General features: G+C 38.8%; 6 protein-coding genes. 3 read left to right on the plus strand and 3 right to left on the minus strand.

All coding sequences use genetic code 11. From position 1 onward, the window contains the following. Positions 1–22: 22 nt before the first annotated feature. From HQN83_RS04415 to HQN83_RS04425, 3 genes are all read right to left on the minus strand, one after another. Positions 23–4,564 carry an Ig-like domain-containing protein gene (locus tag HQN83_RS04415; RefSeq protein WP_173089045.1) on the minus strand — a complete coding sequence of 1,514 codons (4,542 nt, stop codon included), beginning with the start codon at positions 4,562–4,564 and terminating at the stop codon, positions 23–25. Positions 4,565–5,293: 729 nt separating this feature from the next. Continuing rightward, positions 5,294–6,049 carry a hypothetical protein gene (locus HQN83_RS04420; protein WP_173089047.1) on the minus strand — a complete coding sequence of 252 codons (756 nt, stop codon included), beginning with the start codon at positions 6,047–6,049 and terminating at the stop codon, positions 5,294–5,296. 102 nt (positions 6,050–6,151) lie between these two features. Beyond that, a complete protein-coding gene (locus HQN83_RS04425) occupies positions 6,152–6,469 on the minus strand; it encodes a hypothetical protein (RefSeq protein WP_173089049.1) in 318 nt (105 codons plus the stop codon). A gap of 751 nt (positions 6,470–7,220) precedes the next feature. Here HQN83_RS04425 and HQN83_RS04430 point away from each other — a divergent pair. From HQN83_RS04430 to HQN83_RS04440, 3 genes are read left to right on the plus strand one after another with little or no spacing between them, the layout of a single operon-like run. Further along, on the plus strand, positions 7,221–9,629 hold the full coding sequence (locus HQN83_RS04430) for a TonB-dependent receptor plug domain-containing protein (protein WP_173089051.1): 2,409 nt from the start codon (positions 7,221–7,223) through the stop codon (positions 9,627–9,629). A 26-nt stretch (positions 9,630–9,655) separates the two neighbouring features. Beyond that, positions 9,656–10,948 carry a RagB/SusD family nutrient uptake outer membrane protein gene (locus HQN83_RS04435; RefSeq protein ID WP_173089053.1) on the plus strand — a complete coding sequence of 431 codons (1,293 nt, stop codon included), beginning with the start codon at positions 9,656–9,658 and terminating at the stop codon, positions 10,946–10,948. A 5-nt stretch (positions 10,949–10,953) separates the two neighbouring features. Further along, entirely contained in the window at positions 10,954–14,022 is a 3,069-nt protein-coding gene (locus tag HQN83_RS04440) for a SusC/RagA family TonB-linked outer membrane protein (protein WP_173089055.1), read from the plus strand. Positions 14,023–14,040 lie beyond the last annotated feature (18 nt).

Consider the following 14,040-nt stretch of genomic DNA (forward strand, 5'->3'; position numbering starts at 1 on the left):
TTTGTTTAAGTAAAAAATGTGATTATTGAGTTGAAATATGTGCTTGTCCAGGTTTTGTATGTACCACTACATTAAAATTTATTGGGGCGCTTATACAGCCATTTCCGTTTCTGACAGTAAGAGTGCCTGAATAAGTTCCCGCTGCAATATTTGCAGGAACAGTTATGCTTATGGGAGATGATGGTAATGTAGAAAATGGAACGTCCGAAAAACCTCCGGTTTGCGCTAAATTACCCCATGTTATACTATATACTGTTGGGTTTGCAATTCGTGCAGAGTAACTTAAAGAAGTGTTAGTAATCTCTTGACAGACAAAAGGGGTACTTCCTAAAGTAATGGATGGTGATGGGTTTACCGTTACTATGACTCCTTCTGTATTTGTACAGCCATTTTTAGTTAGATAGTAAACATATGTAACTATTATCGGTAGTGATGTGGTATTGATTAATTTTTCGCTTATTGATCCAATGGATTCATCAGTAACAGCAGCATTACTTAAGCCAGGGACAGCAGCCCTAGTCCACGTAAATGTAACGTCATCTGTAGTGCTTTCAGGAGTATAATTAAAAATTGTATTACTACAAATTGGGGACGGAGTTTGTGTTGAGCTAAGTTTTGGTATTGGATTAACAGTTACTTTAATTTCAAAATCTTTAGAACATCCATTTACAGTTAAATTATAAATATAAATTACATCAATTGGTAAAGTTGTTGTATTAATTAGTGTTTCATTTATTGGTCCTGAATTGGGGGTTGTAACCGCACTATTACTTATTCCTGAAACAACTGCCCTTGTCCAAGTTAAAACCGTTCCATTTATTGAGCTAATAGGATTATAATTAAAGACTGTATTGCTACAGGTGGCAGTTGGTAAAGGAGATATTAGTGTTGGTGTTGCTTTAACGACTACCGTTGCTGTTCCTGTTTGACTTTGCACACATTGAGTTGAACTGTTGTCCTTTACGCTAATTAGGTTATAGATAAACGATCCAGATACGTCGGTAGGAGCGGATAGGCCTACTGAATTTCCAGTAGTGGTAGAGACGGTTTGGGAATTGCCCCCATTAATGTTGTAAGTGAAAGTATATGGTGCTGTACCGCCATTAGCAGTAAAAGTAATTGATGGAGCCGTTGCATCTTTGCATATTGAGGCTGTACCTGAAATTGTAGCTGTAGGCAATGGATTTACAGTAACTGCAACGGACACGCGTGGGCTTTTGCATGTGCCATTTGTGGCTTCTACATAATAAGTATCACCGTTAGCCGATGGTGTAGCCGTAGTATATGTTGTACCTGTAGATAGGGATGTTCCGCCCGAAGCAGTTGCGTACCAATTGTAAGTTAACCCTGCGGTTGGATTTGAAACTACAAATACTCCTTTTGCATCAGAGCATATCGCAGCAGCAGTTGGGAGCGGAGAAACAGGTAAATCATTTATCGTTATATTTACTGCGCCTCTAGTTAGTAATTTGCAGCCAAACCTTACTGGTTGAATGTAAAATGTTACTGTGCCTGTGTAAGAAGTAGTATTAATTGTTGTTCCAGTAATTAAATTTCCACCAACTGGCGCATCATACCATTCAAATGTAGTACAGTTATCAGTTGGCGTGGGCAGTGTAACTAGATCTCCCTTACAAACGGAGATATTATTATCAATGGTAGGTGCGGAAGGGAGTTTTGTGTTTGTTACACGCTGAATTTCATGTATATTGATTGTTGTTAATACGTTTGCTAGCCCGCCGTTAAGAATTTCTATTCTGTCATAGGGCTCAGGCGTAGGTGCTAAGATAATAGCGGCTCTTGTGTTGTTTGCTAATAATTTGATTGATAGTAGATTGCTTGATTGATCTAGGGGAGGGCCAACAGGAGAAGCCCCTAAATATCTTTGTATTGAAAAGCCGGTAAGCAGGTTTACACCAAGTAGCGATGCTCCCGTAGATACAATTATTTTTATTGAGTCGCTCGGTAAACTTGGACTTGAAAACATAACTAGTTCTCTGGCTTGGGCCAATAGGCCAACACCACTAAACATTACAGCATATGAGTTTATATCGCCATCTATAGATTTTAGTGCATCAGATACCCCAACACTGACATTTAAAGCGCCGATACCAAGATCTTTTACACCATATAGTACATCTACAACGTCCCCTTTGGTACAATCAACAGCAGGTGTAGGTTGGGTATAATAAGCATCAAAAATTTGTGCGTTTTGTGCTAAGCTTAATAGTGAGCCTAAAACAATTCTAACACCCCTATATGCTTTTGGGCCTGTACTGGTTGATGGGGTAATTGTAAATTCGAATGTATTGTCGCCAGGTAATAATTTTAATAAGGATGCATTAATAATTTGCGGGGTTCCAATCTCTGATCCGTCACTGTTTATACCAACTATTGATAAATTTGGAAGTAAAGAAAGAAGTGCTGCTGATAAACCTAATTTTACTGTAGCCGGGGTTCCTGCATTAACTTGGCTACTCCAAAAGAGATCTTGAGTTACAGTTCCAACACCTAGTAATCCTAGTCCACTAGTCATAAGTGAAGCAGTAGCTGGATTCCCATCTACGGCATTATCTTTATTTGTAACATTTCCAGTTATTACGCTTGACCAGGTTGTGGAATTGGCATAAACTCTTTTAGTTAAAGTTGGACAGATTGTTCCATCGTAAACCGTAACTGTAGCTGTTCCAGAACTAGAACAGGGGCCATTTGTAGAAATAACATTGTAGGTGTATGTTCCTGGGGTAGAAAATGGGCCGACTGTTGCAACACCTCCAGAAGAGGTAATTTCGGTCTCAGTTTGGTCATACCACTTTATTGTAGATCCAGGCGAAACAGCAGTCAATGTTACACTGATTCCTGGATTTATTGCGGAGGCCGATTGTATTATGGAAAGGGGAGCTGGTGAAGTAATTGTAATATCAAGACTTTGATCACTATAGCAGCCAGTAGGCAAGGTATATCTTACCCAATATTTGTTTACACCAGGAGGAGGTGTCACTGTTGTAGATGTTAAAGCCGCTCCACCTTGTGCAGTTGACCACAAATATGTGCCCCCAGCAATATTTGAAGTTGGATTTAGTGTAGTTAAATCTATTGAATAACCAGCGCACCATAATTGGTTTGGAATTGATGTTAAAGTTGGGGTTGGTAATATTGTAACGGCAAATGTTTGTGTGTTTTCGCAGCTAGTAGTTAGATCTTTAGTTGTATAACTTATAGTTACATTTCCACTTTGATGTGTAGTCACTTTACCATTCGCATCAACCTCTGCCTTAGTGGGATCATTACTTGTCCAAACACCGCCAGATGTAGCATTTGTTAATGTGATAGTAGATCCGTTGCAAACGGAGTTAAGCCCTGTAATTGGGCTGTTTTGTGGTAATGGCAGAGATTTTACTTGAACATTGTATCTTAATTGATTGCTGCAACCTGATTTTACTCCTTCAACGTAGTAGTTGGTAGTTGTTCCATTAGTTAATCCTGTAACAGGATAAGATGCGCCTGTAAAAATGGGGCTTCCTCCTGAAGCAACACTGTACCAATTATAAGTTACTCCACTTTCGGGGTTTTGAATTTTAATTGTAGCTGCGGTTCCACATATATTCAATAGGCCAAGGATAGAGGCATTTTCTATCGAAATATTGGGTACTTTTTGCACCTCAACTATATTTAGTCCACCAGTAAGGCTAAGTAGTCCTCCAAGCTTAAATTGAACCCTGTCGAAAATTCCACTAGGAACAAAATCAAAAGTGTATTGCGTTTGTCCTGTCAATGTTATATTTAGCAAACTCCCTAGTACAACAGGGCTTCCAACAGGATTGGCTCCATTAAAAGCTTGCATAGACATATTTCCTAGAACGGCAATACCCCCAGGAAGTATGAATGAAGTTCGGATAGCATCACCTGTATTGGAGTTTTCAGGGAAATAAATAATTTCTTTTGCTTCACCTAATAAGGTTACGTTTAAGTTAGCAGATGTAGTGATATTGCCATCAATAGCATAGCCAGGGGTTTGGATCGAACTTAAAAGACCTGTTTCAGTGGAGGTAGCAAATGGTAATCCACAGTTAGAAGGATTTGTTACATTATAAAATGCATAGTATAGATTTGCCTTGTTATTAGTTGATGATAATAAATTGTAGTTTAGTTTTATGGTAATAGAATTAAAGGTATTGGTAGAAGTTATTCCTATAAAATAGTTGTTGTCAGGAGAGTTAAATATTAGGGGAGAGGGAATAGCAACAGGTGATCCCGAATTGGCTGCCGTAATTGTAATGTTGTCAGCCGAACTTACTTTTATGTATACTGTCTGGTTGGCAGGAACGGTTGTACTGAATCCCAATTGAATTGAAGCGGCTCCACTAAGTGCCCCAACTGACATTTTTGCAAATAGTTCATTAGAAGATGCTGCATTTCCCTCATCAGTTACTCCAGAATTTGAGCTTATGACATTGTTTGCATATATTCTTCCTTGCCCCTTAACCTCTCCTCCAAAAACCATCAACATCACTGTGAACAGTAATGCTAAACTTGGAAAGGATGAACGGCAAATTTTTAACACTATGAGCGGTAAATTAGTTTAACCTATACTATCTGTGAATAATTTTTAGGACAAATAATTACACCGTTGTATAGTTTAACAAACTTATTACAGTTCCTTCAATGATTTTCGTTCATTACATTCAGTTTGACCAATCTTATGCTCCATGCTTTAAGAGTGGAAATTAGTTTTTGGGTGATTTTTTTGTTTTTAATATATTGTTTTACAGGTTGTTTTGTTTGATGGTTGAGTTCATTCATTTTGTTCACAATTAAGCCTTAAACAAAGTTGTTTCTATTCACTTATTCTGTTGATCAATTTTCTGCCTAAATTATACTAGATGCCCTAGATTTTCGTTCAAAAATCAAATCCGCGTGCCAGCGTAATCAAGGAACTTTATAGCAATTTTTCGAAAATAAAAAAGGGATTGTCTTTTCTTTAATTGAAAGTTAACATGAATAATATATTGTGTGTTTTTTTGGACAGAAGCTTTAGCCTGCTTTCGCTGTTTTGCATAATCTTTTTAACATAATTAGGTCTCGTAAGGACCATATTTCGTGCTGGGAGCCAGAACAGATTAGTCAGGGGATGAGCAGGAGTTTGGCAGGGGCAACTCAGGCGATTTACCTCACGCTGGCCTGAGAAGAGCCTGAGAGACCCCTCAGAAAAGCCTCATTATTCCCTACGGGGAATACAAGCGGTTCCGACTGGGTACACAACAGAAGTAACAGAAAGAAGTAGATTTTTTTCCTAAAACGGAGGGGGTGGGGGCGAAAGCACAACTGTTACAATTTTAAGAGTATCAGAGTTCCCAGTTTGCCAATCAGTATACCCAAAATATTGATCACCTCTTAAAAACATGCTGTCATATGAATCAAGAAACTGATTAAATAATGCGTTATATATTGTGTACTCTTCCTTGTCATCCAGATACATTACTTGCAGTCCATCGATTACCATCAAATTAACAGCATAAGGTATAAACTTGTAGTCATTAAACTTGGTTTCAATGGTTTCTTTAAGCTCCTTAAAGATCGATTCGAATTCTTTAAATGGGGATGCTGTTACTATATTTATTGAAGGATAATGCATTGGGTAAGCACCATCGCCTTTCTCAATTATGAAAGTCTCATCCACACCATAAATTGTGAAAAAATTACCGACTAAACTTATTGCAAAGCTCAGCTTTTTTACGGTTTTGAAAGTTTCTGTTTCGGTTTGTTCAATTATTATATCGGCACTATAACTAGGAGCTTGTCCGTAGGTAGTTCCTATTACTTCCAAATTATAGTGTTTACTGATTTCCTCTGTGAATTGAGTCCATGACTTATATGTTTCTGCTTCATTAATAGCACTACCTAATTTGGTGCCCAGTTCCTTTATCCCAGGGTAGTCAAAGTATGCATTTGATATTCGCTTAATTCCTATCGGATAAATGTGCTTAATTGCTTCGTAAATAGGCCAAAAATCCTGATTGTGGGTGTTAAAAGAAAAATTATGCTTCATAAGGTAAGAGCTGGTGGGATTCTACGAAACAAGATAAGAAATATATTTTTACCTTATGTAAGGGAAGTTATGGGAGGAGGAGGTTGTATGATGTCGTGTAGCTTATAACGTCTCGATTTCTTTGATGGAAAGGCCTGTGGCTTCAGCAATTATATAGAATGCAATATCTTTGTTTTTGAAATTACGGGCAATTTGCTTTTTTTCTTCCAAAGCCTTGGCGCGCTCTAAAAGAGTGCCTCGCTCAATACCTTGCTCAACGCCTATTCTTTTGCTTCTTTCTAATGAAATCTCTCTAACACCCATAGGTTCAGTTATTCCAGTTAGTTGTTCAGCTTCTTGTTCAAATTTAATCATCATCTCCTTTTCTGGAGGAAGTAGCCTGTTGAACCCTTTGTCGAGAAAGATGAATTCTTTTTTCAAGTCTGTTTGCTCGGATATATATATATATATATGTCGGTTAGGAGTCAAATATATATGGGTTTTGGATTAAGAAACAAATAAATACTTTTCTTGATTATCTGATTGTATGTTGTTTTTGGTAGAAGTCAATAATTTGAAAGTATTGACAAAAACTTATAGCACTACCAATGGCATCCTAAATAAGCCAAAAAACTTGAATATGGGTATTGAAAGAGAAATTATGCTTCATAATATAAGAGCTGGTAGAATTTGACCAAGGCAAGATAGAAAATGTATTACTGATATCAGAACCTATTAAGGATGACCTTTTTGAGTTAATTGCTGTGATGTAAGTGTTTGTTTATTAGTCTTGTATGTGGTTTCGTGTTTTCTGTATGTTAACCGGACTGGTCTTAATTGGGTGAAGAATTTATAATTCTTTAATCTTTTTGATGTATTGTCTTAATAAACAAAGTTTAGTTTTGCTAAACAAATAAAAAAGTTTATTTTTACTAAACAAATCCAAATAAAGTTTATATTTACTAAACAAAATACCAAACAACTACAAAACAAATACCAAGCAAACACTAAATAAACAATCACCAAACAAACAAACACCAAGCAAACAAACAACCACCAACCAACCAATCATCAAACAAAGGAGTGTAGGGCTCTTTAGATAAGTAACAAGTAATAAGTATAAAAGGAATAAGGAATTCTTGCTGATAGAAAAGTATACCTGTTCCCTAAACAAATTTTGAAAGAATAAATTATGGAATTACTACCCAAATGTATTTGGAAAACTATGTTTCTTTTTCTCGTATTCCTCGGAATATCGAAAGTACACGCACAGGATACCCTGGTGGTAGATAGTGTGGTATTATCCAACCGAAGTGGTCTTGAGAATGTTTTACAAGGCAACATAGCCGGATTAAGGATAAAAAGCTGGTCAGGTACTCCTGGTGCCCAGTCCATCATTAATCTTCGCGGATTAAACCTGGATCCAACGGATCAATCTACGATGCCACTTATTATGATTAATGGTGTCCCCATTATCTCAAGTCCATCAAATGTAACCGGAATCAACCCCCTTAGTTATTTTTCTTCCGATCAGATTGAACGAGTCGAAGTCATTAAGGAAATAGATCTCCTTGCTAAATATGGGGTATTGGCGGCAAATGGAGCGCTTAATATCATCATGAAAGAAGGGAAGACCGGAGCTATTCATGTTAGAGGAAGTGCTTTTGGCGGAGCCAACTTCTTGCAGGACATGGACCACCAAAAAGATGCTTTCTATAATTTCAATACCAGCGGCCGTAGGGCAGTTTATGGGAACGGAGGCATAGTTAATGAGCAAAATATAGTTGTTGATGGTGGTGGCGATTTCGGTTCTTATCTGTTTGGTTTAACAAATTATCAGGATAAAGGCACAATAAAGGGTTCCGGATTTGGACGCCAGTCTTTATTTCTAAACGCCAAGTATAATATTTCAAAGGAGTTTTCGGTACATTTCTTTAATAACCTGGCACTTGCGAACAGGAATGGCCGCTATGCAGGAGAATTTAATCGCGATCTTCTTCTTCCTGTTGTTAACGATGAGAGTTTCTTCATGAATAAGAATAGAAATATCGGGTTGGTTTCTTCTATGGCACTCAATTATCAGTTTAGCCCTAAGTTTAAAATCAGTTCGGTAGCCGGATTGTCTTATGAAGGTGCTAGTCGCGATATGTATGTTCCTTCAAATGTATTAGATGGCAATATTTACGCAGCAAGCGCTGCATATAAGAGACAGTTACTTACCGTAAATACTTCCTTAAACTATCTTCATGATTTCTCCGACGCCTTAAAATTAGACATGACGATCGGAAACGAGCTCAGAAACACCGATAACAGATTGACTTCGGTGGATGGGAAGCGCAGTCTGGAAAACGGAGGCTCTAATTATGTAAAAGTAGTTACCGGGTACAATGCAAGTCAGACAAATGCATTTTCGGATCACGAGATGGAAAAGCTATTTTCCTTTTACGGAATCTGGAAATTCAAATATAAGGAAGACATGACGGTAAACATGGTTCTTCGTACAGATGGAAGTTCATTCTATGAAAAGAAATGGGCGTTATATCCGGCGTTAGGTATTCATTATGATTTGAAAAACAGCTTAAAAATACCAGTTAAAGTTAATGCTTCAATCGGTAAAACCGGAATATTGAATAAACCGGAGATTTATAGAGGACAATTGGAGGGATATGGAGATTATTTCGGTGGTAATGAATTAGGTATAGGCCTGCTTTATCCGGCTTTTCAAGATGCAAAGAGTATAAATGTTTATCAGTTTGATGCCGGAGTTGCAGTGGATATTAATCGATCCATGAACTTTTCTGTTAATTATTTCAATAAGATTTATAAGGATTTTATCTACCAAAGATACTTGCCTAATATTAATGGTATTGATTATCAATATGAAATGGGCGGATCACTTGGCCTTTCAGGATTTGAATTTAATCTTGATGGAAAATGGATAAACAAGCGCGACTTCAGCTGGTCTAGTAACTTGAATATAGCTGCCTATAAGAATAAAGTAAGGACCATGCCTGCCGATATTAACAATACCAATTTAGTTCACCTGAGCACGCTAACAGAGGGGGATGCTTTAACTTCCTTAGTTGCCTATCAAGGTAAACAACTAAAAATAATTGGTAACAGTGAACCTAAGGCCTTTGGAGGTATTAGTAATACTTTGAGGTATAAAAATATTTCGGCCAGCATGACATTAACTTATGCATGGGGTGCAGATGTTTCAGCTGAATCTTTTACAAGTAAATATTACGCAGACAATGTAGGCAACGACTTTCCACTTAAAAATGGTGAAAGCCCGTATTACACCACCAGTACAGATGCTAACGGTCGTACCATTTATCAAGGAATTAGACAGGTTGAAGACGGAAGTTTTATTCGATTGAATAAGGTAGCTGTTTCCTACAATTTCGGTTCTATGTTTAAACGTATGGCATCAATTAGTGATGTGGTCGTGTTTGTTCGTGGAGATAACTTGCTTACACTGTCAAAATATAGCGGCGTTAATCCGGAAGAGAATATCGCCGGAATTAGGAAAAGCGACTTGAGTTTTACTGGTACCCCACTGTCATCTTCGGTTGTATTGGGTTTGAAATTGGTTTTTTAACATTGATGATATAAAAAATGGACTATATGAAATTTTGGAAGTTCATCCCGATCGTAGCACTAACTCTCCTTTCTTCGTGTAAGGATTCCCTGACGATCGATGATTTAGAAAACAGGACTGTTGCTAGCGGCTATTATAATTCGTCGCAACGAGTAGAACAAGCTGTTATTGGGGGGTATGTTAATCTTAGGAGAGCATTATTGGCTAATTATGCCTGGGTAATGTATGGTGAGGCACGAACAGGAGATCTGAACGTTGCCGTTAACTACCAGCAAGCGGTAGCAAACCAACAGCTTACTGTCGATCAGCGTAATGTGAAACAGCTTACTGACTGGGGATATTTCTACGATGTGATAAAAGATGCAAATGATGTACTTGATATAGTAAATAAGGCAGATGCTGGTGTGCTAAATACCTATCATCGCAATTTGTATAAAGGTGAAGCATTGGCACTCAAATCTATGGCTTATTTCTACCTTGCCCGAATCTGGGGAGAGGTTCCCTCTGCCGAAAAGAATAATTTCGGATTGCGTCTAACTATCCAGGAGTCGGTTACTCAGGCGGCCACTTGGGCTACAGAAGCTCAAGGACTTTTGCCTTGGTTACATATCAATGATGATGGTATCGAAAGCTATGCTTTAACGGCTGTGAGATTTAATAAAACAGCAATTAGCTCACTCTTGGCTCAGGAGGAATTATGGCTTGGTAAATCACAAAATGCATACGACATGCTGAACAAGACATTTACAGTAACTACCCGTGATAGTATATCCAATTTCGGCTTATCGGTTGGGGTAGATAGGCGGACTGAGATTCCTAAATTACCTCTGGATGAATCTATTGTAAGTATGCCTCTGGATAGGTTTAATGAGATTTATCCTGCGGGAGATGGCCGCCGCCAAATGTTTAATGTTTCAACCAGCGATAAGAAAGCTACGCTGATCACTCAAAATGCAGATATAATGGAACTTCTGCCTGCACGTGAGTTGAACCTGCTTTTTGCGGAGGCAGCCTGGAGAAGCGGACGCCTGGAAGAAGGGAAAACGTATCTGGTAAAGGCAGCGGTCGGAGCAAAGGAAGATTATACCGCCTTAACCGAAGCAACATTTGCAGATGCACTTTTACAAGAACGCAGACGCATGCTGGTTGGTGGTGGACAGCGCGTTTTCGATCTGATCAGGTTTGGTAAAGTAAGTACATATATCCCGGTATTTACCGAAAGCGATGTGCAAAAAGGAGCTGCCTATTGGCCGCTTTCAGCGAACAGCTTAAAGAATAATTCATTGAGTCAAAACAGTTATTGGTTATCGAAAAATTAAATCTAATGAAGACATTAATTAAAATAGCTTGTTTTCTTTTCGCAGTATTGATGATTCCTGTGAGTGTAATGGCTCAATCGGTGAAGACCGGTAAGGTAATTGATCAACGCGGAGAAACGGTGGTCGGGGCGACAATTAAAGTACAAGGTAAGAACGTAGGGGCCGTCACTGATGCGTCAGGAAATTTCCGCTTGCAGCTGAGTGTTGGCGATGTATTACTCTGTTCGTATATAGGCTACCTGCCTGTTAAGATAGTTTATAAACGTGATGCTGACTTAACCATCCGTTTAAACGAAGACAGTAAAACACTCGGAGATGTGCTGGTTGTAGGTTATAAAAGTCAGTCCAAAACAGAGATCACAGGTTCGGTCGCTTCTGTGAAGATGGATAAAATAACCGAAACTCAGGCGGCTGAGTCTTTCGAATCATTATTGCAGGGAAGAGTAGCTGGAGTTAATATTCAGCTGAATTCCGGTGAACCGGGTGCTACTCCTGTAATCATCATCAGAGGTTTGGCAGCGGTAAGCCGCGATGATGCATCGCAGATGTCTGAGCCTTTGTATGTAGTAGATGGAATTCCAATCATCTCAAAAACAAGTAGTGAGTTTGCAGTTACCAGTACCAACGTACTGGCTGATCTTAACCCAAGTGATATTGAGGATGTAGTTGTTCTGAAAGATGCTTCTGCTGCTGCTATCTATGGATCTAGGGCGGCTAATGGGGTAATTTTGATAACTACCAAAAAAGGAAAAACGGGCAAGCCTCAAATCAACCTCAATATCCGTACAGGTGTTAATATCGTTCCACAATTGCTTGATGTGGCAGGCGGTAATAAAGAGCGTGAGCAGGTAGCACGTCTTTACAATCTTTATGCGCCCTATGGCACATTTATGCCTGCTATGTATACTGATGTAACCAATCCTTTCTATCACAATTCATCAGATTGGCAAGGTTACTTGTATAATACATCAATTACTCAGGATTACAATGGTTCGATTCGTGGTGCTGGCGACTTTGGTCAGTATAGTATCAGTTTGGGATATATGGATAACGTAGGAATCAAGTTTAATACTGGGTTCAAAAGATATAGTACTATGGCCAGTACTACTTTTAATGCTTTTAATAAAGCCTTGATTATAAATAATACACTTGCAGTTTCGCGCACAGATAAGACCAGGCCACCTGGGGCGCTTGGAAGCAATTACTCATCCTTACTTCCACTTCCTAACAATCCGGCTGTAAAAGGTGCAGAAGTATACGAGTCAGGAAACATTGCTGATGTTAATGACCGTGTACGTTTTAGTTCAGATGCTACGTTGAACATAACAAAGGACCTAAGTTATAAAGCCAGTCTGAGTATGGAATACCTTCGCGCGATGAAGGATTCTGTTGGAGAATCTAGACGTACGCTGAGAGTGGCAAACAGAAGTGCAGTAGGAGAAAACCGAAACCTGCTTTTTCAAAATACAGTAACTTATGCGCCTAAGTTTGGAGATGGGCACAGCCTTAGTATTCTGGTAGGGCAAAGTGCGGAGAAACTGGAGTCTAAAATTACTAAGGTAAGCAGTGTAAGCAGTGCTCAAACCCTTTCGCAAACCGTTAATTGGCCAAATGGAGGCAGTATTGGAAGTAGCGATTATACGGCCAATACATTAATGTCTTACTTCAGCCGCATGGATTATTCTTACAAGCAAAAGTATTTGGTTGGAGCTTCCATTCGTACCGATGGGTCTTCTAAATTCGGTAAGGCTAACCGATGGGGTGTATTCCCCTCTGTTTCGGCAGGATGGAATTTCAGTAAAGAAAAAGGTCTGGCTGATTTGAGCTGGCTAACGAGTGGAAAAATACGGGGAAGTTATGGACTATCCGGAACGACTTGGGACAACGATTATCTTGCCTTAGGTTTGATGGACGGTGGTCAACTTGATCAGTACAATTCCCTTATTCAGATTACTTATGGTGGAATGGGAGGTTTTACACCTACCTGGAAAAATGGATTCAAAAATGAGAATCTTACCTGGGTTAAAACTTCAATGGGTAATATTGGTTTAGATCTATCCTTATTCAAGAATAAGATTGAATTCATCTTTGATGCTTATGAGAAACTGACCAAAGGATTGCTGTTAACCACCTCACTGCCTACCACTTCAGGGTATAACGAGGTTTACCGAAACGCAGCAAACGTGCTCAACAGAGGATTGGAATTTACGTTGAATACCAATATGGAACTAGGCCCTAGTGTTACCTGGAGCACAGGTTTGAATTTTGCCTACAATAAAAATCGTGTTATAGCACTTCCCGACGGAAATGCTGACATTATTAAAATCAGTACTTCGGGCCAGGACTTTGGATCGATCGTTCGTACTGGTGCCCCTCTTAATGGATTCTTTTTTTATGAATCACAGGGGATTTACCAGGCAGAAAGCCAGATTCCAGTAAACCCCAAAACAGGTAAAAGATTAATTGGATTGCAAAACAAGGCACTAAAGGTCGGCGATCGTAACTTCAAAGATCAGAATGGCGATTACAAGATAGATGTTGCCGATCGTGTATATTCCGGAGACCCAAACCCGAAATGGACAGGTGGATGGACAAATGATTTATCCTATAAAGGATTCAGTTTGAATGTAGTTTCAACTTTTGTTATAGGTAGAGATATCGTCAATAACCAGTTGCTGGACAGGCTTAAGCTAGGGAAGAATTTTGCCGGAGGATCCTCTCTTCCAAACTTTGATAATTATGCTATCTGGGAGAAAAGTGGCGATATCGCCAAGTATCCTACCTTAAACCCTTGGGGTGATGCTTCGCAAATCATCAACTATGATTCAGAATACGTTGAGGACGGGTCTTATTTCAAAATCAAATCGGCGACTTTGTCTTACAACTTTACAAAGAAACTGTGGAAGCATCTTCCTTTTGATAGAGCAAGAGTTTATTGCACGATGGACAACGTGGTTACTTTCCAAAAATACAGTGGTCCTGATGCAGAATTGGTTACAATAGATGGTTTCGACGATTCTAAAGGCTATCCGATGAGAAGAATGGTCTTGTTTGGGATTTCTTTAGGCTTATAATTTATAAAAAATAAAAAG

The sequence above is a fragment of the Pedobacter foliorum genome, assembly GCF_013266735.1.
GTDB lineage: Bacteria > Bacteroidota > Bacteroidia > Sphingobacteriales > Sphingobacteriaceae > Pedobacter > Pedobacter foliorum.

Excerpts from the sequence above, each read along its gene's own strand:
- HQN83_RS04420 (WP_173089047.1), bottom strand. The coding sequence starts at position 6,049 with ATGAAGCATAATTTTTCTTTTAACACCCACAATCAGGATTTTTGGCCT.
- HQN83_RS04430 (WP_173089051.1), top strand. The coding sequence starts at position 7,221 with ATGGAATTACTACCCAAATGTATTTGGAAAACTATGTTTCTTTTTCTC.
- HQN83_RS04440 (WP_173089055.1), top strand. The coding sequence starts at position 10,954 with ATGAAGACATTAATTAAAATAGCTTGTTTTCTTTTCGCAGTATTGATG.
- HQN83_RS04435 (WP_173089053.1), top strand. The coding sequence starts at position 9,656 with ATGAAATTTTGGAAGTTCATCCCGATCGTAGCACTAACTCTCCTTTCT.